Annotated in this window: 19 protein-coding genes and 2 pseudogenes; 6 read left to right on the top strand and 15 right to left on the bottom strand. The window is 64.5% G+C overall.

What is annotated here, in order from left to right; all coding sequences use genetic code 11:
* Nucleotides 1-126 precede the first annotated feature (126 nt).
* Together P6U29_RS38220 and P6U29_RS38215 are read right to left on the bottom strand one after the other, a co-directional pair.
* Nucleotides 127-1,458: an MFS transporter gene (locus P6U29_RS38220; protein ID WP_407115264.1), complete on the bottom strand. Its 1,332-nt coding sequence runs from the start codon at nucleotides 1,456-1,458 to the stop codon at nucleotides 127-129.
* 145 nt (nucleotides 1,459-1,603) lie between these two features.
* Complete coding sequence (locus P6U29_RS38215; protein WP_370135586.1) at nucleotides 1,604-2,503, bottom strand: transcriptional regulator GcvA; 900 nt, start codon at nucleotides 2,501-2,503, stop codon at nucleotides 1,604-1,606.
* A 110-nt stretch (nucleotides 2,504-2,613) separates the two neighbouring features.
* Here P6U29_RS38215 and P6U29_RS38210 point away from each other — a divergent pair, with 110 nt between their 5' ends.
* Together P6U29_RS38210 and P6U29_RS38205 are read left to right on the top strand one after the other, a co-directional pair.
* On the top strand, nucleotides 2,614-2,817 hold the full coding sequence (locus P6U29_RS38210; protein ID WP_407115263.1) for a DUF1127 domain-containing protein: 204 nt from the start codon (nucleotides 2,614-2,616) through the stop codon (nucleotides 2,815-2,817).
* 69 nt (nucleotides 2,818-2,886) lie between these two features.
* Nucleotides 2,887-3,510 carry a GNAT family N-acetyltransferase gene (locus P6U29_RS38205; protein ID WP_407115262.1) on the top strand — a complete coding sequence of 208 codons (624 nt, stop codon included), beginning with the start codon at nucleotides 2,887-2,889 and terminating at the stop codon, nucleotides 3,508-3,510.
* A gap of 53 nt (nucleotides 3,511-3,563) precedes the next feature.
* Here the strand turns inward: P6U29_RS38205 and P6U29_RS38200 are convergent, their stop codons facing one another.
* Both P6U29_RS38200 and P6U29_RS38195 read right to left on the bottom strand, forming a co-directional pair.
* The gene (locus P6U29_RS38200; RefSeq protein WP_407115261.1) at nucleotides 3,564-4,394 is read right to left on the bottom strand and encodes an enoyl-CoA hydratase; all 831 of its coding nucleotides are present in this window, start codon (nucleotides 4,392-4,394) and stop codon (nucleotides 3,564-3,566) included.
* 111 nt (nucleotides 4,395-4,505) lie between these two features.
* Complete coding sequence (locus P6U29_RS38195; RefSeq protein ID WP_407115260.1) at nucleotides 4,506-5,207, bottom strand: SDR family oxidoreductase; 702 nt, start codon at nucleotides 5,205-5,207, stop codon at nucleotides 4,506-4,508.
* Nucleotides 5,208-5,428: 221 nt separating this feature from the next.
* On the opposite strand from P6U29_RS38195, the gene P6U29_RS38190 reads away from it, so the two are divergent.
* Together P6U29_RS38190 and P6U29_RS38185 are read left to right on the top strand one after the other, a co-directional pair.
* Entirely contained in the window at nucleotides 5,429-7,213 is a 1,785-nt protein-coding gene (locus P6U29_RS38190) for an acyl-CoA dehydrogenase family protein (RefSeq protein ID WP_407115259.1), read from the top strand.
* Nucleotides 7,214-7,385: 172 nt separating this feature from the next.
* Nucleotides 7,386-8,474, top strand: coding sequence for a Zn-dependent alcohol dehydrogenase (locus P6U29_RS38185; protein WP_407115258.1), 1,089 nt, complete (start codon nucleotides 7,386-7,388; stop codon nucleotides 8,472-8,474).
* Between the two features lie 167 nt (nucleotides 8,475-8,641).
* Here the strand turns inward: P6U29_RS38185 and P6U29_RS38180 are convergent.
* The 8 genes and pseudogenes from P6U29_RS38180 to P6U29_RS38145 form a co-directional block, all read right to left on the bottom strand.
* A pseudogene (locus P6U29_RS38180) lies at nucleotides 8,642-8,994 on the bottom strand (nuclear transport factor 2 family protein).
* Nucleotides 8,995-9,148: 154 nt separating this feature from the next.
* On the bottom strand, nucleotides 9,149-10,621 hold the full coding sequence (locus P6U29_RS38175; RefSeq protein ID WP_407115257.1) for an amidase: 1,473 nt from the start codon (nucleotides 10,619-10,621) through the stop codon (nucleotides 9,149-9,151).
* Nucleotides 10,622-10,813: 192 nt separating this feature from the next.
* Nucleotides 10,814-11,785, bottom strand: a complete 972-nt coding sequence (mbfA, locus tag P6U29_RS38170; RefSeq protein ID WP_122405839.1) for an iron exporter MbfA — start codon at nucleotides 11,783-11,785, stop codon at nucleotides 10,814-10,816.
* A gap of 67 nt (nucleotides 11,786-11,852) precedes the next feature.
* A complete protein-coding gene (locus P6U29_RS38165; RefSeq protein ID WP_407115256.1) occupies nucleotides 11,853-13,001 on the bottom strand; it encodes an alpha/beta fold hydrolase in 1,149 nt (382 codons plus the stop codon).
* 130 nt (nucleotides 13,002-13,131) lie between these two features.
* Nucleotides 13,132-14,001, bottom strand: coding sequence for an MBL fold metallo-hydrolase (locus P6U29_RS38160; protein ID WP_407115255.1), 870 nt, complete (start codon nucleotides 13,999-14,001; stop codon nucleotides 13,132-13,134).
* A 15-nt stretch (nucleotides 14,002-14,016) separates the two neighbouring features.
* On the bottom strand, nucleotides 14,017-14,628 hold the full coding sequence (locus tag P6U29_RS38155; protein WP_407115254.1) for a glutathione S-transferase family protein: 612 nt from the start codon (nucleotides 14,626-14,628) through the stop codon (nucleotides 14,017-14,019).
* Between the two features lie 160 nt (nucleotides 14,629-14,788).
* Complete coding sequence (locus tag P6U29_RS38150) at nucleotides 14,789-15,631, bottom strand: fumarylacetoacetate hydrolase family protein (protein ID WP_407115253.1); 843 nt, start codon at nucleotides 15,629-15,631, stop codon at nucleotides 14,789-14,791.
* 241 nt (nucleotides 15,632-15,872) lie between these two features.
* Nucleotides 15,873-16,721, bottom strand: coding sequence for an MBL fold metallo-hydrolase (locus tag P6U29_RS38145; protein WP_407115252.1), 849 nt, complete (start codon nucleotides 16,719-16,721; stop codon nucleotides 15,873-15,875).
* Nucleotides 16,722-16,834: 113 nt separating this feature from the next.
* On the opposite strand from P6U29_RS38145, the gene P6U29_RS38140 reads away from it, so the two are divergent.
* A complete protein-coding gene (locus P6U29_RS38140) occupies nucleotides 16,835-17,311 on the top strand; it encodes a DUF3775 domain-containing protein (protein WP_407115251.1) in 477 nt (158 codons plus the stop codon).
* Nucleotides 17,312-17,393: 82 nt separating this feature from the next.
* Here P6U29_RS38140 and P6U29_RS38135 read toward each other — a convergent pair whose 3' ends face one another.
* Nucleotides 17,394-18,176 carry an SDR family oxidoreductase gene (locus tag P6U29_RS38135; RefSeq protein ID WP_122405833.1) on the bottom strand — a complete coding sequence of 261 codons (783 nt, stop codon included), beginning with the start codon at nucleotides 18,174-18,176 and terminating at the stop codon, nucleotides 17,394-17,396.
* A gap of 129 nt (nucleotides 18,177-18,305) precedes the next feature.
* A pseudogene (locus P6U29_RS38130) lies at nucleotides 18,306-18,817 on the bottom strand (CvpA family protein).
* A 110-nt stretch (nucleotides 18,818-18,927) separates the two neighbouring features.
* Between P6U29_RS38130 and P6U29_RS38125 the strand changes: the two are divergent.
* Nucleotides 18,928-19,689 (top strand): SDR family NAD(P)-dependent oxidoreductase, encoded by a 762-nt coding sequence (locus P6U29_RS38125; RefSeq protein WP_407115250.1) that lies wholly within the window; start codon nucleotides 18,928-18,930, stop codon nucleotides 19,687-19,689.
* A 384-nt stretch (nucleotides 19,690-20,073) separates the two neighbouring features.
* On the opposite strand, the gene P6U29_RS38120 is transcribed toward P6U29_RS38125, so the two are convergent.
* Nucleotides 20,074-21,108: an IS110 family transposase gene (locus P6U29_RS38120; RefSeq protein ID WP_407115249.1), complete on the bottom strand. Its 1,035-nt coding sequence runs from the start codon at nucleotides 21,106-21,108 to the stop codon at nucleotides 20,074-20,076.
* Nucleotides 21,109-21,166 lie beyond the last annotated feature (58 nt).

Genomic DNA, 21,166 nt, shown 5'->3' with positions numbered 1-21,166 from the left:
AGAGGGTTGGGGTGAGGGGCTCTCTCAACACGTGAGATCGTTGAGAGACCTGTACCCCCTCACCCGAATTCGATCTGCGATCGAATTCGACCTCTCCCCGCAAGCGGGGAGAGGTGAAAAGAGCCATCAATGCCCTGCCACCGGCTCCGGCACCGCATCATACGCCGGCACCATCTTGCTGCCGCCGCGATACACCGTCGAGGCCGCGATGATGCCGAGCAGGGCAGCGAACATCAGCCAGAAGCCGGGCGAGGCCTTGTCGCCGGTGCGCTCGATCAGCCAGGTCGAGGCGAACGGCGTGAAGGTGCCGAACAGGGCGGCGGCGAGCGCAAAGGCAAGCGAGAAGCAGGTGGTGCGCACATGCGCCGGCACGATCTCGACGAGAGCCCCTAACATGGTGCCGCTGTAGACACCGAAATAGAACGAGAACATCATCTCGACCGCGAGCAGCTTGCCGAAGGTCGGCGCCGCCACCAGCCAGTGCAGCGCCGGATAAGCGGTGACGAGCGAGAGGCCTGCGATCGCGAGCAGCACCGGCTTGCGGCCAATGCGATCGGACAGCGCGCCGCCGACCGGATTCCAGATGAAGTTGGTCACCGCCACCAGCAGCGTCACGAGCAGCGCATCCTGTGTCGACAGCTTCAGCACGGTCTTGCCGAAGGTCGGCGTGTACACGGTGACGAAGTAGAACGTCGTCGTGGTCAGGATCGCGATCATCATGCCGAGGACGACGATGCGCCAGTTGGCGAGCGCCGAGGCAAACACCTCGTTGGCGGTCGGATGCTTCTTCATGGCGAGGAACGCCGGCGTCTCCTCCAGCGTACGCCGCAGGACGAAGATCAGCGGAATGATCAGGCAGCCGACGAAGAAGGGAATGCGCCAGCCCCAGGCAGCCACCGTGTCGGCGGGCATCACCTCTGAGAGGATGTAGCCGAGGATCGAGGCGACGAAGATCGCCACCTGTTGGCTCGACGATTGGAACGAGGTGTAGAAGCCGCGATTGCCGGGCGTTGCGATCTCCGCAAGATACACCGACACGCCGCCGAGCTCGACGCCGGCCGAGAAGCCTTGCAGCAGCCGGCCGATCAGCACGATGACGGGCGCTGCGATGCCAATGGTGGCATAGCTCGGGCAGAATGCGATGACGACGGTGCCGAACGCCATGATGCCGAGCGTGACGATCAGGCCCTGGCGGCGGCCGATGCGGTCGATATAGGCCCCTAACACGATGGCGCCGACAGGGCGCATCAAGGCGCCGAGCCAGAACACGCCGAACGTGTTGAGCAGCGAGGCGGTCTCGTTGGTGGAGGGGAAGAACGCCTTGCCGATCGCGGCGGCGTAGAAGCCGAACAGGAAGAAATCGAACTGCTCGAGGAAATTGCCGCTGGTGGCGCGCAGGATCGCGCCGATGCGCGACTTGATTGCGGGCGGATTGGTTGAGGCGGCTGGTCCAGCCATGACGTTGCTCCCTTGGAAAGGCGTGGCCGGGCCGAGATGCAGTTCACGGCAAGGCGACAGATTGATGGTGCGACAATTTGTCCTACCCCCTTCCCGCGCGGGGCGGGGCAAGTCAACCGGTTTTCCGGATGAAGCTGATGATTTTTCAGGCTTTATTTTGCGTTGCAGCAACGATCCATTGCCGGAATGCGGCGAGCTTCGGCGCCTCGCGGCGGCCCTCCGGCGCGACCAGATAGAACCCGGCATCTGCCGGCAGCGCGATCTTGAAGGGGACCACCAGCCGGCCCTTGGCGATGTCGTCCTGGACGTAGGAGGTCCGTCCCATCGCCACGCCGATGCCGTCGATCGCGGCCTGGATGGTCATGAAGATCATGTCGAAGGTGATGCCGGGCTGCCTCGCGATGTCGGCCGGCAGACCCGCCGCGGTCAGCCACAGTCGCCAGTCGTCGCTGTTGGCGTTGGATGTGTGCAGCAGCGGATGATTGCGCAGATCCTCGGGCCGGCGCAGCGGCTTGTCACCGCGCAGCAGTGACGGGCTGCACACCGGAAACAGCTCGTCCGCCATCAGCCAGTCGGCGCGCACGCCCGGCCACTGGCCGCGGCCATAGCGGATCGCGGCATCGACATTGTCGCGTTGGAAATCGACGAGGCTGGTCGAGGTGGTGATGCGCACGTCGATGCCGGGATGCTGCTCCTGGAAATCGGTCAGCCGCGGCAGCAGCCATTTTGCCGCGAGCGAGGCCAGCGTCGACACCGTCAGCACCTTGTCGTCCTCTTTCCGCAGCAGGCGGTCGGTTGCTAGGCGGAGGTCGTTGAAGGCCGCGCGGACGCCCGGCAGGTAGTCGCGTGCCTCCGGTGTCAGCGCCAGCGCGCGGTTCTGCCGGATGAACAGGCGGATGCCGAGCTCCTCCTCCAGCCTGCGGATCTGATGGCTGATCGCTGTCTGGGTCACGTTCAGCTCGCTGGCGGCCAGCGTGAAGCTGAGATGGCGCGCGGCAGCCTCGAACGCCCGCAATCCGTTCAGCGACGGCAATCTGGCAGTCATTTGGCAGCAGGATGCATGACGTTATTTCATGCGAAAAGGTACAAATTGTCGTTTGTCGCAGCGCAGCGGGAAGCAGATATTAGCGGCCAACTTAGCTCTAGGAGCTGAAAATGTCTACGCTGACAGATAATTCAATGACAAATCATCATGCACCCGGCCTGATCCGGCAGATCGGTGAGACCCTCCACCTCTGGCATGAGCGCTATCGCACCCGCCGCGAGCTCGCCAACTGGAGCGCCCGCGACCTTCACGACGTCGGACTGTCCTGGTCCGACATTGCCTACGAGGCTGACAAACCCTTCTGGCGGGCCTGATTGGCCGCCAGGCCGGCGCCGCCTGATTGTGGGGGCGCCGGCGGTCCCTTTTTCCGCATGGCACATGTCATGAGCACCCTTCGCCTCGAAGACCTCAAGCAATATTCGGACGTGCTGCGCACCCGGCACGGTGAGCGGCTCAATGTCCGCTTCGTCGAGCCGCGCGATACGGACGAGCTCCAGCACTATTTCCGCTCGCTCTCGACCCGCTCCCGCTACAACCGCTTCTTCGGCGCAATCAGCGAATTGCCGAAGGGCCTGCTGCACGATTTCCTTGAGGTCGGCGAGCGCGATCGTTTCACCATCGTGGCGACCACGATGGTCGACGGCTTCGAGACCATTGTGGCCGAAGCGCGCTATGCCTTCCACGCCGAGACCGCGACGCTCGAGTTCGGCCTCTCGGTCGATGATCGCTGGCACGGCCACGGCATCGCTACCGCGCTGCTGAAGAACCTGGAATGCCGTGCGGCCGCGCTTGGCGCCGAGCACATGTTCGGCGACACGCTGCGCTCCAACGAGGCCATGGTCTCGGTCGCGCGCAAAGCCGGCTTCGCCTTCGTCAATCATCCTGATGACTGGAAGCTGGTGCGCTTCGACAAGGAGATCAGCGTCGCACCGAAGGATATTCCCTGCGCGAGCTGGCGCCTCGCCGCCCTTTCCCGTCAGGCCGACAGCCCCTCAGCCTCGGCCTGACATTACTGAGAAGCCCGGCCTGGTCTCCAGCGCCGGGCATTTTTTTGCGCCGCTTACTTCCCCGAAAACACCGCCTTGCGCTTCTCGATGAAGGCCTGCACCGCCTCCTTGTGATCGGCGGTCGTGGTCAGGCGGATCAACCGCTCGGCTTCGTGGTCGCGCGCGGTCTCAAAGTCGAACAGCACGGCTTCGTCGAGATTGTCCTTCATGTAGCGCAGCGCGAGACGTGGGCCTTCGGCGAGCGACTTTGCCAGCGCGAACGCCTCAGTCTGCAATTTGTCGTCGGGCACAACGCGGTTGACGAGGCCGATCGCTTCGGCGCGCGCGGCATCGACCCGATCGCCGGTGAACATCAGTTCGCGCGCCCGGGCGGTGCCGACGAGACGGGTGAGCAGCCAGGCGATGCCGTAGTCGCCGCTGAGCGCGATGCGGACATAGCCTGTGGCGACGAAGGCCGATTGTGCGGCGATGCGGATGTCGCAGGCCATGGCGATGGCGAGCCCCGCGCCGACTGCGGGGCCGGGCAGCGCAGCGATGGTCGGCTTGCGCACCGACACCAGCGCGCCGGTGAGCAGCCGCTGCCGCTCCTGGAGATCGGCGACCTTGTCGTCAAAGGACATGTTGAGCTTCGCCTTGTCGCGATGCGCGCCCATGCCCTTGACATTGCCGCCGGCGCAAAACGCTTCGCCCGCGCCGGTCAGCAGCAGCGCGCCGACATCAGGATTCTCGCCGCAGGTCCGGATCATCGTGCGCAACGCCGGCGTCAGCGTATCCGACAGCGAGTTACGCGCCTCCGGCCGGTTCAGCGTGATGACAGCGACGCGGTCGCGGATGACGCAGAGGAGCTCGTTGGTACCGGTGTCGATGGTGGTTTCGCTGCTCATTGTTCCTCCCTGCTCCTGTAGGGTGGGCAAAGCGAAGCGTGCCCACCATCTGTTTCCTCGCTCGTCATGGCGGGCACGTCGCTGCGCGTCTTTGCCCACCCTACGATCGCTTCAAAACTTCTCCACCCAGGGCCGCAACTCGAGCTCCCAGCTCCAGGCGCTGCGCGGCTGCTGCAATACGTTCCAATAGCTCTGCGCGATCGCATCGGGATCGAGCATCGAGTCCGGCTTGTCATCCGGTTCGGTGCGCGCGGCGCTCTTGATGCCGCCGTCGATGACGAAATGCGCGACATGGATGCCCTGCGGCGAGAGTTCGCGCGCCATGCTCTGCGCGAGGCCGCGCAGCGCGAACTTGCCCATCGCGAACGAGGCCGACTGCGAATAGCCCTTGACGCTGGCCGAGGCGCCGGTGAACAGGATCGCGCCGTGCCTGTTCGGCAGCATGCGCTTGGCCGCCTGCTGCGCCACCAGGAAACCGCCATAGGCGCTGACCGCAATCGCCTGCGCGACCTCGGCCGGGACGAGGTCGATGAACGGCCCGCGCGTGCGGCCGCTGGCGTTGTAGATGACGAGATCGGGCGTGCCGATCTCGCGTTCGACGAGGCCGAACAGCCGCTCCACCTCGTCAGGCTCGGTGGCGTTGCAGGCATAGGCCTTGGCTCCGGTCTCGGAGCAGAGCGCGCCGAGCTTCTCGATTTTTCGCGCTGCAAGCGCGACGCGGATACCCTGCGCTGCAAGCAGGCGCGCCAGCGATGCGCTCAGACCTTCGCCGGCGCCGACGATGAGGGCGATCTTGTATTTCGGATGTTCCATGGCGTGATCTCTCGGAAACTGGAGCCGTTGATCTATGCACGGCCCGTGCGAACAACCAGCCGGAGCGCTCACAATTCCGCAGGGCGAATTGCTCCCTCGCGGCGGTCATGCCGCTCTGACGATTTGCGGCTTTATCGCTGTCCGCGACTGGAGCATGATCGACATCATCCCAAGCGGCAAGCGCAAAGAATTGCCGTCGGGCGGAAACGAAGAGGACGAACATGCACGAGCCGGCCACAGCGCAGCCACAAAATGTCGCGGCCGCACCATCCGGCCTGCTGGCGCCCGATACGTCAGGCATGAATTTCTACCGCGCCGATCCGGCGCTGGCGGACCTCTTGCGCATCCATCTGCCGGACAATCTGTTCCGCCACATCGAGCCGCATCTCGATCGCCTCGGTGAGCTCGCCGGCGGCCATCTCGACGAATGCGCGCGGCTCGCCGATCGACACACGCCGATTCTGCATCAGCGCGACAAGTTCGGCCGCGACGTGCAATGGATCGAATATCACCCGGCCTATCGCGAGCTGGAGAAGGCCGCGTTCGGTGAGTTCGGTATCCACGCGCTCTCGATCCGCAAGGGCATCATGGGCTGGCCGGAGAAATATCCCGTCGTCGCCAAGCATGCCTTCACCTTCCTGTTCAACCAGACCGAATTCGGCATGGGCTGTCCGATCAACGTCACCGACGGATGCGCGAAGCTGCTGGCGACTTTCGGCAGCGAGGCGTTGAAAGCAAAATATCTCGACGGCCTGACCTCGACCGACATGAGCAAGCTGACCCAGGGCGGCCAGTTCATGACCGAGAAAGAGGGCGGCTCCGACGTCGGCACGCTGACCACGCGCGCGGTGCAGGAGGGCGACCATTGGCGTCTCTACGGCGAGAAATGGTTCTGCTCGAATGCCGATGCAAAGGTCGTGATGCTGCTCGCGCGTCCCGAAGGCGCCGGTTCCGGCACGCGCGGCGTCGGCCTGTTCCTGATGCCACGCTTCCTCGACGACGGCGCGCAGAACCACTACCGGATCGTGCGCCTCAAGGACAAGCTCGGCACGCGCTCGATGGCGTCAGGCGAGATCAAGCTCGAAGGCGCGATTGCGTACGCGGTCGGCAAGCTCGACCGCGGCTTCGTGCAGATGGCCGAGATGGTGAATTCGTCGCGGTTGTCCAACGGCGTCAAATCCACCGCGCTGATGCGCCGCGCCTATCACGACGCGATGACGGTGGCGACCAATCGCGTCGTGTTCGGTCAGCGCATCATCGATCTGCCGTTGGGACGGCGGCAGATGCTGAAGATCATGCTGCCGGTCGAGCAGGCGCTGTCGATGAGCTTTCTCACCGCCGATGCGCTCGATCGCGCGGAAGCCGGCAGCCAGGATGCGGCGGCGCTCTTACGCATCCTCACCCCGACGCTCAAATTCCGTGCCACGCGTGACGCGCGAAAGGTCTGCGGCGATGCGCTCGAGATGCGCGGCGGCATCGGCTACATCGAGGAATTTGCCACCGCCCGCCTGCTGCGCGACGCGCATCTCGGCTCGGTCTGGGAGGGCACCGGCAACATCGTCGCCATCGATGCGCTGCGGCGCGCAGTGGGCCGTCACGGCGCGGAGTCCGCGCTCGCCGCCGATCTGCACGCCCGGCTCGACGACAGCGCCTCCGTGCCGCAGGCCTGGCGCGACCAGCTGCGCGGACTCACCGATCGTGCGGTCGGCTTCGCGCGCGAGGTTGCGAGCAAGTCCGAGAACGAGGCCGATGCGCGCCGCGCCACCAGCCTGCTCTATCATGTCGCAAGCTCCGTCGCGCTCGCCTGGGAGGCGCACCGCATCCACGAGAGGCGCGGTGATGCGCGCCGCTTGCTGCTGTCGCGCCTGGTGATTGACCACCGCGTGTCGTCGAGCGATCCGTTCCGGCTGACGGAAAATGCGGCGCAGGCGAAGATCGCCGAACTGCTGCTCGGCGATCGCGCAGGTAGCATGAGCGAGGTTGGCGAACTCGTTGTGGCGGCGTAGGCTCTCTCTTCACCTCTCCCATAGGGAGAGGTCGATTTGCGCAGCAAATCGGGTGAGGGGCTCAGGTCTCACGAGGGAGTGTAACCCCTCACCCGGCGCTTCGCGCCGACCTCTCCCTATGGGAGAGGTGGAGTCCCTGCACGTAACGAAAATCACAAATGAGGAAACACCAATGAAGGCCGCCGTCCTCTATGAAGTCAACCAGCCGCTCGTCATCGAGGACGTCAGCCTGCCCAAGCCCGGCCCGCGCGAAGTCCTGATCCGCACCGCGGTCGCCGGCCTCTGCCATTCCGACCTGCATTTCATAGAAGGGCTCTATCCGCATCCGCTGCCTGCGGTGCTCGGGCACGAATCCGCCGGCGTGGTCGAGCAGGTCGGCTCCGATGTCACTTACGTCAAGCCGGGCGACCATGTCGTGACTTGCCTGTCCGTGTTCTGCGGCACCTGCGACAACTGCACCACGGGCCGGACCGTGCTCTGCACCGACACCACGGTGAAGATGATGCCGGGTGTCTCGAACCGGATGCAATGGTCGAAGCCGGAAAAGCTACACCAGTTCCTCAACCTCTCCTCCTTCGCCGAGCAGATGCTGGTGCACGAGAACGCCATCGTCAAAATCAGGAAGGAGATGCCTCTGGATCTCGCCGCGCTGATCGGCTGCGGTGTCATCACCGGCTACGGCGCGGTCGTGAATACCGCGAAGGTAACGGCCGGCGAAACCGTGGCCGTGATCGGCTGCGGCGGCGTCGGCATGGCCGCGATCAACGGTGCGCAGATCGCCGGCGCCGGCCGCATTATCGCCATCGACACCAATCCGGCCAAGCTCCAGCTCGCGACCAAGCTGGGGGCGACCGACATCATCAACCCGGCGGATGGCGACGTGGTGAAGCAGGTGCGCGACCTCACCAATGGCGGCGTGCATCATTCCTTCGAGGTGCTCGGCCGGAAGGAGACCGCCGAGCAGGCGTTCGGCATGCTGGCCTCCGGCGGCACCGCCACCATCGTCGGCATGATCCCGTTCGGCCAGAAGATCGAGCTGCACGGCTTCGATTTCCTGCGCGAGCGCAAGATCCAGGGCTCGTCGATGGGCTCGAACCATTTTCGCGTCGACATGCCGCGCCTGGTCGATTTCTACCTGCGCGGCCGGCTGCACCTTGAAGACTGGATCTCGGCCAAGCTGAAATTGTCGGAGATCAACGAGGGATTCGCCAACATGAAAGCCGGCAAGACGCTGCGCAGCGTGATCGTGTTCGATAGTTGAGCGCTGGCGCTCGCCAGTATCGTCCCGAAACTGGTGTCATCGCCCGGCTTGACCGGCCGATCCAGTACTCCGCGGCGGGAGTTGTGTGAACGAACTGCTGCCGCGGAGTACTGGATGCCCCGGTCAGGCCGGCATGACAGCGGAAGGGGAGGCTGGTTGACCTCGCTTCACCGCGACACGTGGGCGGACACCGCCAGCCACGTCCCGTTCTTCTTCGCCCAGCAATCGGTGTATCGCCCCGTCGCCTGCTGGCCGTCTACCGTCGTGTAGCTCGTCGCCGCGTGGATGATGGCGAAGTCGCCCATGATGCGGATGATGACGTCATGCGCATGCAGATTGCGGATGTGATCGGCCGCGCCGTCTGCTCCAGGAAGGCCGCCCGATCGACCAGCGTCTTGTCGGGATTGGAGCAGTAGAACTCCGGCGCCAGGATCTCGTCGAAGCGCTTGACGTCGCAGTTCTGCACGGAGGCGACATAGTCGCGGTTCAGCGCGGTGAGCTGCTCGAGGTCGTCGCCCATGGTGTTCCCTCCCTGTCATTCCGGGGCGCGCGGAGCGCGAACCCGGAATCTCGATATTGTCTTACCCCGTCATTGCTAGCGAAGCGAAGCAATCCTGACTGTTTCCGCGGATACATCTCTGGATTGCTTCGCTCCGCTCGCAATGACGGAAGTATCAATCATCGAACATCTTCGGCGGCACGAACCCGCCAAATTCCTGCTCGATCAACTCGGCGAGTTTCAGCGGCGTACGGTCCTCCAGCCACGGACCGACGATCTGCACGCCGACCGGCAGACCGTCGGGTGCAAAGCCAGTCGGGATCGCGGTGGAGGGCAGGCCGGGCAGGGTCGCGATGCCCGGCCAGGCGAGCTGGTCGGGATAGACGTGCTCCTTGCCGTCTATTCTGATCCGGCGTGTCTCCTGGTCCGGCGAGTGGTCGTGCGGAAAGGCGGGCGTCGGCATCACCGGGCAGATCACGGCATCGAACGTCCTGAACAGCTCGCGCCATTGCGCGCGCAGCCGCGTGCGTCCATGGTTCGCCGCCTGCCAGTCGCGATGGCTCAGCGCGATGCCGCGCAGCCGCTCGGCGGCGAGACTGGTGTCGCCCTCCGGCAGCGCGGCCGCGGCCGCCTTGGCGCCGGCGTAGATATCGGGCGCGAAGGTCGCGCCGAAGAACGACATCAGCATGCGCATATAGAGGCGCGAAGAGGCCGCAAAATCCGGCAGCAGCGGGCTGCTACGCTCGATCCTCACGCCTGATCTGGCGAGGTTGTCTGCGAGCCTGTTGATGGTCCCGCGCACCACGGCGTCGGTCGGCAGCACTGGATCGGTGTCGATCACCAGCACGCGGAAATTCCTAAAAGCGGTATGGCGGGCCGGCGGCAGCTCGAGCCGGTAGGCGATGCCGACATCGATCGGATCAGGCCCGGCCATCACGTCGAGCACGAGCGAGAGATCGGCCGCGCTGCGCGCCATCGGACCGATCACCGAGAGGTCGCGCTCGAACGGCAGAGGCGGGAGCGGCGGCGGCGTGTGTCCGCGCATGGCGACGAGGTTGAAGGTCGGCTTGTGGGCGTAGATACCGCAATGGAACGCCGGCACGCGCAGCGAGCCGCCGATGTCCGAGCCGATCGAGAGCGGACCATAGCCCGCGGCGAGCGCCGCCGATGAGCCTCCGGAGGAGCCGCCGGGCGTGCGGCCGAGATCGTAGGGGTTGTTGGTGGTGCCGTAGATGTCGTTGTAGCTCTGCCAGTCGCCGAGTCCGAGTGGCACGTTGGTCTTGCCGATAACGATCGAACCGGCGTCCTTCACCCGCGTGACCGGCAGCGCGTCCTCCTTGGCGATGAAGTCCTTCTGCGCGGGAATGCCCCAGGTCGTCGGCAGGCCGGCGACGTTGTAGGATTCCTTCACCGTCATGGGCAGACCGAGCAGAGGCTTGCGCTCGCCGCGGGCCAATGCAGCGTCCGCTTCGCGCGCAGCAATCAGCGCTCGGTCAAAGTCCCGGACACAGATTGCGTTGATCCGGCCGTCATGCCGTTCGATGCGCTCGATCGCATCCCGTGTAAGCTCGACCGCCGAGACCTTCTTTGCGGTCAGCGCGGCCGACAGCTCGACCGCACTCTTGAAACTCCATTCCGATTTGGCCACGCTGTGTCTCCTGTTCTTGTCGAAGGATGATGCGCAGTTTGGCCGAACGCGGCAATGGCTGTTTGATCGCGATTGATATCCCGGCGGGACGAACGGACGGAGTCAAGAACTCGCTGTCATCGCCCGGCTCGGTAAGCCGCGGCGTACTGGATGCCGTGGTCAAGCCGGGGCATGACTGTGATAGCGGAATGTCTACGCCGCCCCGATCAATATCCCCACTGCCAGCACGATGGCACCGCCGAGCACGATCTGGAAGACGGCCTGGAGGAACGGCGTATCCATGTAGCGCGAGCGGATGAAGGCGATCGCCCACAATTCGAAGAACACGACGACGCAGGCGATTCCGGTCGCGATCCAGAACGCGTTGGCCCAGCTGTCGGGCACGAGATAGGGCGCGGTGTGACCGAGCCCGCCGAGCGTCGTCATTGCGCCGCAGGTGATGCCGCGCAGCCAGGGCGAGCCGCGCCCCGTGAGTGAGCCGTCGTCGGACAGCGCTTCCGCAAATCCCATGCTGATGCCGGCGCCGATCGACGCGGCAAGGCCGACCAGAAACGTCTGCCAGTTCTGGTGCGTGGCGAACGCGGCCGCGAACAGCGGTGCCAGCGTCGAGACCGAGCCGTCCATCAACCCGGCGAGGCCCGGCTGCACATATTGCAGCACGAACATCCGCCGGCGCGTGCGGTCTTCCTCCGCGCGCACGTCGGGCTTGAGGATTTCGCCGGTCAGCCGGGCGGCGGTGTGCTCGTGGCTCTTCTCGGCTTCGGCGAGATCGCCGAGCAGCCGGCGCACGTTGACGTCCTCGGCCTGCTCGGCGGCCTTGGCGTAGAAGCGCTCGGCCTCGAGCTCCATGGTCTCGACTTCCCTGCGGATGGTGTCGAGCGGCAGGTTCTTGGTCAACCAGATCGGCCGGCGGCGCAGAAAACCCTTGACGTCCTCGCGGCGGATCGGCGGCAGGTGCTGCCCGAAGCGCTGCTCATACATTTCCAGCAGCATGTGACGATGGCCGCGCTCCTCCTCGGCCATCTGCTCGAACAGCTTGGCCGAATCGGGATAGCGTTCCTTCAGGTCCTCGGCGAAGGTCATGTAGATGCGGCTGTCCTCCTCCTCGGAGGAGATCGCGACCGCCAGCACCTCGCGCTCGGTCAGATCGGCAAAATTCTTCACGTCGGCCCTGTTTCAATAGTTTAGAATCATTCTAAACTATATAGGACGCCGCGGTTTCCGGGTCAAATCAGGCCGTGCCGGCCTTTGCGAGGAAGTCGAGCAGCAACCGGGTCACCTCGGCCGGCTGCTCTTGCTGCACCCAATGGCCGGCGCCGTCGATGAGATGGCAGCCGAGCATTTTCGTGCACGCACGCGTCTGCATCGTCTCGAACACGCCGGGACGCTGATAAGTGCCCCAATCCTGCTTGCCCGAGATGAAGCAGGAAGGCACGTCGATGCTGCGTCCCGAGAACAGCTGCATCTCGTTGTTGAGCGTGCCCGACGCGCCATAGCGATACCATTGCAGGCCGCCCTGGAATCCGGTGCGGCTGTATTCGGCGCTGTAATAGGCGAGATCGCTGTCCGGCAGCCATCGATTGGCGGCAATCGCGGCGGGCGAGGGCATCTCCTTCGCGACCGTCTCCGCCATGGTCTCGCCCGCGTCCATCACGTAATAGGTCGGTAGTTTTGCGAGCTCGCCGGCCGACCACGACCTCAGCGGATACGGCTTGTTGTCGATCCAGTCCGCACTCTTGTGATGATAATAGGCGCGCAGGAAATCATGCACGCCCTGCGGCGCCCGGTGCATGTCGGCGTTCGCCTCGCGCGTCGAGTAGTACCACTGATAATGTTTGCGCGGGCGTGGCAACGCGGCGAGCTCGCGATGTACGGGATCTTCCACGGCAGGCTTTGCGGGACCATCCACCGTATTGAACGGCAACGTCGGGGCTCCGCCGAACGGCGCGCTCATCAGCGTCACCGAACGAAACACGTCGGGCCGGATCAGTGCGCACCACGCCGCGACCGGACTGCCGAAATCATGCCCGGCGAGATCGACCTGCCTGTAGCCGAAGGCCGACACCAGAGCGAGCGCATCGCGCACGAGGTTGAGAAGAGAGAACGGCGCGAGGTCGCCGTCATAGTCCGCGGTCCATCCCGTCGTGCGGCCATAGCCACGCTGGTCCGGCGCGATCACGTGATAGCCGGCGGCGGCGAGCGCCGGCATCACCTTGCGCCAGGAGAAGGCGAGCTCGGGAAAGCCGTGCAGCAGCAGGATGCAGGGCCGGCCCTTGGTCTCGAAACCGGCCTCCAGCACAAGCACGCGCAAGCCGTTGACGCCGTCGACGTAGCGCGAGCGGATGCCGGCGGGGAGGGGGATGTCGGGGAGTGATGTCATTTCTCTCTCCACTCGGGTGAAATCGTAGGATGGGCAAAGCGGAGCGTGCCCACCTGCCAAACGCGTTTAAGGAATGGTGGGCACGCCGCGCAAAGCCCGCCTTTGCCCGCCCTCTGGCATCTCGGCTAAATCACACCGCCGCGCACACGAACGCGTTGCCCTTGCGCCGGATCTTCCCGACCGACGGCGAGGGGAAATGCGCGGTGCAGCACAGCGTGTCGGTGTCGCAATAGCGCTCCAGGAAGCTGCGACGGGTTTTCGCCGCCGCGTCCGGATCGACGTCGAACTTGATCGACAGCTCCGGATAGAGCGTCTGGAGCGGCGAGTGCATGAGGTCGCCGGAGAACACCGCATCGTCCTTGCCGCGGCCCATGGTGATAGCGATGTGGCCCGGCGTGTGACCGGGTGTCGGCAGGATGCGGACGTGGTCGCCGATCGCATGGTCGTTGCCGACGAGTTCGTGGCGTCCCGCCTCGACCACGGGCAGCACGCTATCGGCGAAGGGCGGGATCTCCGCCTTCGCATTCTGTGCGGACCAGTGGTCGAATTCCTGCTTGGCGAAGATGTAACGCGCCTTCGGGAAGGTCGGCACCCAGCGGCCGTTCTCCAGCCGCGTGTTCCAGCCGACGTGGTCGACATGCAGATGCGTGCACATCACGAAGTCGATGTCATCGACCGAGAGCCCCGCGGCGCTGAGACCGCGCAAATAGGTATCGTCGGTCTTCATGTTCCATTTCGGCCGCTGCGGCCGCGGCTTGTCGTTGCCGATGCAGCTGTCGATCAGGATGGTGTGGTGCGGCGTCTTCACCACGTAGGACTGGAAGCACAGCAGCAGCACGTCTTCGTCATCGAGTGCCTTGGCCTGCCGCATCCAGGCCCGGTTCTCGGCCAGCACCTCGCCTGTCAGGCCCGGCAGCATTTCCAAAGCCGGGACGAATGAGGTTTCCTGCTCGATGATGCGATGGATGGTGAGATCGCCAACCGAGAACTTCAGGCTCATGAGAACTCCCGAGGTTTAGGCTGCCGGCGGCACCGAGATCTTGACGGAAGGCCGCTCCAGCATCTTCTGGTGGAAGGCGTCGAGCTTGGGATAGGCCTTGCGCCAGCCGCAATCAGCGAAGCGGAAGTCGGCATAGCCGAGCACGCAAACGAGGCCGATCTGCGAAATGTCGAACGGGCCGTTCAGCACCTCCGGCATGTTCTCGAAGCGCGCCATTCCGGTCCAGGCCCTGTTCCAATGATCGTCCGACCAGGCCTGCCATTGCAGGCCCTGCGGCCGCACCATCTTCTCGTAGCGGCATAGCAGCATGGAATCGAGCATGCCGTTGATCAGCGAGTGGTTGGTCTTGGCCTTCCAGCGCCGCGGGCCGTAATCCGGGATCAGGCCGCCGCCGGCCATCTCGTTGAGATATTCGACGATGACATAGGAGTCCAAGATCACGTCGCCGTCATTGGTGATCAGCACCGGCAGCTTCTTCAGCGGCGTGATGCGCGAATAGTCCTCGTTGGCGGTGCCCGGCGCGACGGTCGCCGGCACGAGCTCGATCTTGTCGATCAGCCCGAGCTCGATAGCGGCGATGCGCACCTTGCGGGCAAAGGGCGAGGCGGGGGAGAAGGTGAGCTTCATGGCGAGATCCCAAATGAAGTTGTGGTTCGTCATTGCGAGGAGCGAAGCGACAAAATTGCGAAGCAATTTTGCCCTGGAGCGACGTGAGCAATCCAGAGTGTCGCCGCGGAGGGATTCTGGATTGCTTCGCTTCGCTCGCAATGACGGGGAGAGGGGCTCCCTACGCCGCGACGATCTGCTGGCGCTGCTCGCCGAGGCCTTCGATGCCGAGCGTGACGACATCGCCGACATTGAGGAAGGTCGGCGGCTTCATGCCGAGGCCGACGCCGGGCGGGGTGCCGGTGGTGATGATGTCGCCGGGCAGCAGCGTCATGAATTGCGAGACATAGGAGATGCACTTGGCCATGGAGAAGATCATGGTCTTGGTCGAGCCGGTCTGGCGGCGCTGGCCATTGACGTCGAGCCACATCGACAGGTTCTGCACGTCCTTGATCTCGTCCTTGGTGGCGAGCCACGGCCCGAGCGGGCCGAACGTGTCGTGCGACTTGCCCTTGGTCCACTGGCCCAGGCGCTCGATCTGGAAGGCGCGCTCGGAGACGTCGTTGCAGACGCAATAGCCGGCGACATGGTTGAGCGCATCGGCTTCCGAGACGTACTTCGCACGGGTGCCGATGATGGCGGCGATCTCGACCTCCCAGTCGAGCTTGGTCGAGCCACGCGGCTTCTCGACCGGATCGTTCGGGCCGGACAGCGAGGTGTTGGCTTTCATGAAGATGATCGGCTCGCTCGGGATCTCGGCGCCCGTCTCCTTGGCATGGTCGCTGTAGTTGAGGCCGATCGCCACGAATTTGGAGATGCCGGTGACGGGCGCACCGAACCGCGGCTTACCGGAGACGGCGGGCAGCGAGGCGGGATCGAGCGCCGCCAGCTTCTTCAGGGACTCAGGCGAATAGGCATCGCCGGTGAGGTCCTTCAGATGCGCCGACAAGTCGCGCACCTGACCGGATCTGTCGATCAGGCCGGGTTTTTCCGCACCCTTCTCGCCATAACGAACAAGCTTCATTCTCGTTTCTCCCTGGAGATTGGATCGATCGGTTAATAGCTTCATGGAACAGGGCGGCAGGAAATTCAACCGCTCAAAACGGGCCGCATTGCAGGCTTCTGGATTCGGTGGGAGCGATCGTGTCCCGGACGCGGTGCAGCGTGCAACGCTGCTCCGCAGAACTGGGACCCAGATTGTGGCCACATGGGCCCCGGCTCAGCAGCGCATCACTTCGTGCTGCGCAGCATCCGGGGCACGAGATTTAGGCCAGCGCTACAAACCGGAACGCGTCCCCCTCCCGCTTGATATGTCCGGCCGAAAAGTGCCCGCCGATCACCAGCGTCGGCGTGTCGGCAAAGCGGCCGAACAGCGCTGCCCGCGTCGCGGCAGACTGCGTCTGGTCGGAATCGGCGGTCGAGGACCAGTCGAGATGCGCCATCTGGCAGGGATGATGGGCGACGTCGCCGGTGAGCAGGCCCTGTTCGCCTTCAGACTGGATCAGGATGCTCATATGGCCGGGGCTGTGACCCGGGGTCGGGATCATGTTGATCTCCTCAAAGAGCCGATGGTCGCTGGGAATCAAATCGGCCCTGTCAGCATCGATGATCGGCTGCACGGAATCGCCGAACACGGCCTGCTTGTCCGGCTCCGTCGAATGGTCGCGCCAGTATTCGTATTCGGTCCTGCCGAAAACGTAGCGCGCCTTCGGGAAAGTCGGCACCCATTTGCCGCCGGACAGTCTCGTATTCCAGCCGACGTGATCGACGTGAAGATGCGTGCACAGCACGGTATTGATGCTGTCGGGCGGAAAGCCGGCCGCCGTCATCGTCTCCAGAAACGGCGTGCTGCGGTTGTTCCAGGTCGGGACGTTGCGGCCCTGCTTGTCATTGCCAAGGCCGGTGTCGACCACGATGCGCTTGTCGGGCGTCTCCACCACCAGCGAATGGATCGACATTTTCAGCCGGCCTTCTTCGGTGGCGAAATGCGGGATCAGCCAGGGCAGCTTGCGGATTTCCTCGTTGCTCGCGAGCGGCAGGATGAAGCGGGTCGAACCGACCGTCTCCAATTCCACAACTTTGGTGATTTTGACCCTGCCAACCTTCCACTGCATCCGGCACCTTCCCGTGTTCTTTTTTTGGCGCCGAAACATGCGGCTTTCCGCCATCAAGCGCAATGGATCATCTGGCGCAATGCGGCGTTATCGCGGGAACCGGAGGAGGAGCCATGCCAGAGCTTGCAATATCCGCCGACAAGGTCGCCTTCATCATCGAGAAGGCACGCGAATTCGACGTCAAGGAGGCGGGCTCCGATCCGGATTCCGGCTCCAACCCGAGCGATGACGATGCGGTCGATGTCCTCGATGACGATGGCTCCGATCCTGTCGTCCAAGAACTCGGAAGCTTCATGATCGCTTTGAATGAGGACGAGCAGCTCGATCTCGTCGCGCTGACCTGGCTCGGTCGCGGCGACGGCACGATCGATGATTGGGACGATCTGCGGGCCCGCGCGGTGGAGGCGCGGGGGGAGTATCGCAGCCCGCGTCGCGAAACGGTGCATTATCTGCTTGGCGAGCCGATGCTGGGTGACCTGCTCGCCAATGGGCTCGACGAATTCGGCATCGATTGGACCGGCGAGCGACTCACCGCCGATTCCTCCGATCCTAGCGAGCGGGACGAGGACGAATCGACGAAGCGGCGGTGATCGACATTATGTCGTGTCGCTTGCGGAGCCCATCGCCGCTCCCGGTAAGAACGGGAGCGAGGGAGCACATCTGCGGCGGCGACTACAGCGTGCCCGGGAACGCACCACCATCCAGCAGAATGTTCTGCCCGGTGATGAAGCCGGCCTTGGCGCCGCACAGGAAGGCGCAGGCGTAGCCGAACTCGTCGGGCTGGCCGAAGCGGCCGGCGGGGTTGAGCTTGGCGCGCTCTGCCAGGATCTGCTCAGGGCTAACGCCACGCTTGTCGGCTTCGGCCTTCGCGGTGCCGGTGAGCCGATCGGTCTCGAACGGGCCCGGCAACAGGCCGTTGATGGTGACGTTGTTGATCACCGTCTTGCGCGAGAGCCCGGCGATGAAGCCGGTGAGGCCGGCGCGCGCGCCGTTGGAGAGGCCGAGGATGTCGATCGGCGCCTTCACCGCGGCCGAGGTGATGTTGACGATGCGGCCGAACTTGCGCGCCATCATGCCGTCGACCGTCGCCTTGATCAGCTCGATCGGCGTCAGCATGTTGGCGTCGATCGCCTTGATCCAGTCGTCGCGGGTCCAGTTGCGGAAATCGCCGGGCGGCGGGCCGCCGGCATTGTTGATCAGGATGTCGGGCTCGGGGCAGGCCTTCAGCACCGCCTCGCGGCCGGCGGGCGTCGTGATGTCGCCGACGATCTCGGTGACCGTCACATCGGGATAGGCCTTGCGGATCTCGTCCGCCGTCTTCTTCAGGGCCTCGGCGCCGCGCGCGGTCAGCGTGACATGAACGCCGGCCTCCGCCAGCGAGATGGCGCAGGCGCGCCCGAGGCCTTTGCTGGATGCGCAGACGATGGCGCGGCGACCTTTGATCCCAAGATCCACTGTTTCACTCCCGTAAATGTCAGGCAGGTTTTGGACGGACCGCACTCTAGCCAACTGTGACGCCGCTGATAAGGGAGACGCTCGCACCAAAATGCATGCGCCTCCGCGCTGCGATGCATATGCGCCGGATCAGATGCGCCGCTCCTGCTTGAGGCGGTCGATCGCGGCCGCGGCCTCCGGCGGCAGCGACTTGAAGCCCATCTGGCCCGCCGTCGAGAACAGCGGCCGCAGATGCGAGCCGGCGAGGAATGGCGGCTGCCAGTTCGCCGGCACGATCTGGTCGAACACCAAGACCAGCGTGGTGGCGAAGAGGCCGACCCTGACGGCGGCGAGCGCGGCGCCGCCGAGCCGGTCGCGATGCCGGTCTCACCGATGGTGTCGTTCAGCGCAATGCGGCCGATATGGCCGAACATCATGCCGACCACCACGAAGATGCCGAAGAACCAGATCCAGTTCTGCAGCAGGGGCGAGCTCGGATTGCCGGCGAGCTGCGGCGCGATCAGCGGCATCAGCGCCACCGCGATCGGCGCAGCGAGCAGATAGGCGAGGATGGTCATGGCGCTGTGCAGCAGGCCGGTCCTGAAGCCGAAGCCCACCGCGACGGCGAGCGCGGCATAAACGGCGAGATCGAAACTGTTCATGAGTACATCCCCGCCTCGAGGGAACGAATGAACGCCGGGCCGATCATTCCGGTTTCAGACCGTTAAAATCGTCTGTATTGATGGCGGCAAAAGCGAAGGGTTTATCGCCAATGTCAGACCTATTCGACGTCAGTCAAGAAACCATCCTCGTCACGGGCGCGAGCCAGGGGCTGGGCCGGCAGTTCGCCCGGGTGCTGGCGGCGCATGGCGCGGCCGTCGCGCTCGCCGCGCGGCAGGCTGACAAGCTGAAGAGCCTGGAGGAGGAGATCCGCGGCAAGGGCGGCCGCGCGGCTGCGGTCGCGCTCGATATCACCGACACGGCCTCGATCGCGAAAGCCGTGGATGCCGCGGAAGCGGCGCTCGGTCCCGTCACTGTGCTGATCAACAACGCCGGCATCGCCATCGAGAAGCTCGCGACCGAGCAGACCGAGGCCGATTGGGATGCCGTGATCGGCGCCAATCTCAAGGGCGCCTACTTCCTCGCGACCGAGATCGCGCGGCGCATGATCGCGCGCAAGCAGGAAGGCAACATCGTCAATATCGCCTCCGTGCTCGGCACCGGCGTGCTCAAGGCGGTCTCGCCTTACGCGATCTCCAAGGCCGGCATCATCCAGGCGACCAAGGCGATGGCGCTGGAGCTCGCCGGGCAAAACATCCGCATCAACGCGCTCGCGCCGGGCTATATCGACACCGAGATGAACCACGCCTTCTGGTCGACGCCGGCAGGCGAGCGCCTCGCCAAACGCATCCCGCAGCGCCGCGTCGGCGCCGAGTCCGATCTCGACGGCGCGATCCTGCTGCTGGCATCGAAGGCGTCGCGGTACATGACGGGGAGTGTTGTCACCGTCGACGGTGGTTTCCTGTTGAATTGAGCCCGCTTCGCCTTTCCCCGCGCGGGGAAGAGGCCGGAATTTGCGAAGCAAATACCGGGTGAGGGGACTTCCCGCGAGTTGAGATCGTTGGCGCGCGCAGTGCTCCGTCCACATCGTCATGTATGGACGGCCCCCTCTCGGCAAGGGCTTTTTGGTGCTTCAGCAAATGAATCGGGGAGCGGTCATGTATACGGCCTCGAGAAGCGGCCATTGACCGCGGGCCCTGATGGAGATCGCTGATCGAATTCCAATCATTGCGGCGCGCTGTGACGCGCGATGACGATGCGGAGTGTTTCGATCCCGTTTTCCAGACCATTTGCCATCACACCTTTAGTGCCCTTCCGATAGGCGTGGAGCGCGAGCGCGGCGGCTGTTGCCCCTCAACTAGGCCGCAGCCGGCGCGCTCGCGCGGTCTCGGTAGGTTTCTCCTTTGACCAGCATGGCCCAGATGATCCGGGCGGTTTTGGCCGCGAAGGCCACCATGGCGACCTTATAAGGCCGCCGCGCCAGCAGATCACGCAGCCACGGATCGGTGACGCCGCGCGCCTTCTGTTGCCGCAGATAGGCGCTGGCACCGCTGATCAACAGCGCTCGCAGCACACGGTCTCCCTGTTTGGAGATCCTCCCGGGGCGATGCTTGCCTCCGGTGCCGTGGTCCTTGCCGGTGATCCCGATCCAGGCTGCGAAGTCGCGACCGGAGCGGAACACTTTTGCGTCGGGCACTTTGGCCAGGACCGTACTGGCGATGATCGGGCCGACGCTTGGGACCTCCATGAGCCGCTTGGCGTCGCGATCGCCACGGGCAGCCTTGGCGAGCTGCCGTTCAAGCACCCGTTCGTCGGCATCGAGTGCCTGCCAGTGCTTGGCCAGCATCAACAGGGCGCTGCGCATCATCTCCGGAATCTCCTCACTCGGCTCTTCGAGCCGGGCCATCAGCCCGCGCAGCCCCTGATATCCTTGCGCTGCCACGATCCCGAGCTCACTCAGCGCTGCTGCTCGCAAGGCGTTCGCCACCATGGTCCGCTGCCGAACCAGCAAGGCACGCGCGCTATGAACCGCCAGCGTTGCCTGTTGCGCGATGCTCTTCACCGGAACAAACCGCATCGTCGGTCGGGTCACAGCCTCGCAGACCCCTTCGGCATCGCGGCCATCGTTCTTGTTGCGCTTGACGTAGGGCTTCACATAAGCCGGCGGCATCAACCGCACCTGGTGGTCATACCGGCCGATCACGCGCGCCCAATGATGAGCGCTGCCGCAAGCCTCCATGCCCACCAGGCACGGCGGCAACTGCGCGAAAAACTTCTCGACCGAGGCTCGCTTGAGCTGGCGCCTCACCACCACAGCTCCCGACGCGTCAATCGCGTGGACTTGAAAAACGTTCTTCGCCAGATCAACCCCAATCGTGCTAATCTTCGTCATGGACGGCTCCCTTTGTCTGGTTCGACTCAACATCACCAGTCTGGCACACCGATGCCGT

The sequence above is a fragment of the Bradyrhizobium sp. LMG 9283 genome (assembly GCF_045571415.1).
Taxonomy (GTDB): domain Bacteria; phylum Pseudomonadota; class Alphaproteobacteria; order Rhizobiales; family Xanthobacteraceae; genus Bradyrhizobium.
This window is presented reverse-complemented; position numbering and strand designations above follow the sequence as displayed.

What these genes read in the sequence shown, in the direction of transcription:
- P6U29_RS38220 (WP_407115264.1), bottom strand. Translation starts at nt 1,458, where the DNA reads ATGGCTGGACCAGCCGCCTCAACCAATCCGCCCGCAATCAAGTCGCGC.
- P6U29_RS38215 (WP_370135586.1), bottom strand. Translation starts at nt 2,503, where the DNA reads ATGACTGCCAGATTGCCGTCGCTGAACGGATTGCGGGCGTTCGAGGCT.
- P6U29_RS38210 (WP_407115263.1), top strand. Translation starts at nt 2,614, where the DNA reads ATGTCTACGCTGACAGATAATTCAATGACAAATCATCATGCACCCGGC.
- P6U29_RS38205 (WP_407115262.1), top strand. Translation starts at nt 2,887, where the DNA reads ATGAGCACCCTTCGCCTCGAAGACCTCAAGCAATATTCGGACGTGCTG.
- P6U29_RS38200 (WP_407115261.1), bottom strand. Translation starts at nt 4,394, where the DNA reads ATGAGCAGCGAAACCACCATCGACACCGGTACCAACGAGCTCCTCTGC.
- P6U29_RS38195 (WP_407115260.1), bottom strand. Translation starts at nt 5,207, where the DNA reads ATGGAACATCCGAAATACAAGATCGCCCTCATCGTCGGCGCCGGCGAA.
- P6U29_RS38190 (WP_407115259.1), top strand. Translation starts at nt 5,429, where the DNA reads ATGCACGAGCCGGCCACAGCGCAGCCACAAAATGTCGCGGCCGCACCA.
- P6U29_RS38185 (WP_407115258.1), top strand. Translation starts at nt 7,386, where the DNA reads ATGAAGGCCGCCGTCCTCTATGAAGTCAACCAGCCGCTCGTCATCGAG.
- P6U29_RS38165 (WP_407115256.1), bottom strand. Translation starts at nt 13,001, where the DNA reads ATGACATCACTCCCCGACATCCCCCTCCCCGCCGGCATCCGCTCGCGC.
- P6U29_RS38160 (WP_407115255.1), bottom strand. Translation starts at nt 14,001, where the DNA reads ATGAGCCTGAAGTTCTCGGTTGGCGATCTCACCATCCATCGCATCATC.
- P6U29_RS38155 (WP_407115254.1), bottom strand. Translation starts at nt 14,628, where the DNA reads ATGAAGCTCACCTTCTCCCCCGCCTCGCCCTTTGCCCGCAAGGTGCGC.
- P6U29_RS38150 (WP_407115253.1), bottom strand. Translation starts at nt 15,631, where the DNA reads ATGAAGCTTGTTCGTTATGGCGAGAAGGGTGCGGAAAAACCCGGCCTG.
- P6U29_RS38145 (WP_407115252.1), bottom strand. Translation starts at nt 16,721, where the DNA reads ATGCAGTGGAAGGTTGGCAGGGTCAAAATCACCAAAGTTGTGGAATTG.
- P6U29_RS38140 (WP_407115251.1), top strand. Translation starts at nt 16,835, where the DNA reads ATGCCAGAGCTTGCAATATCCGCCGACAAGGTCGCCTTCATCATCGAG.
- P6U29_RS38125 (WP_407115250.1), top strand. Translation starts at nt 18,928, where the DNA reads ATGTCAGACCTATTCGACGTCAGTCAAGAAACCATCCTCGTCACGGGC.
- P6U29_RS38120 (WP_407115249.1), bottom strand. Translation starts at nt 21,108, where the DNA reads ATGACGAAGATTAGCACGATTGGGGTTGATCTGGCGAAGAACGTTTTT.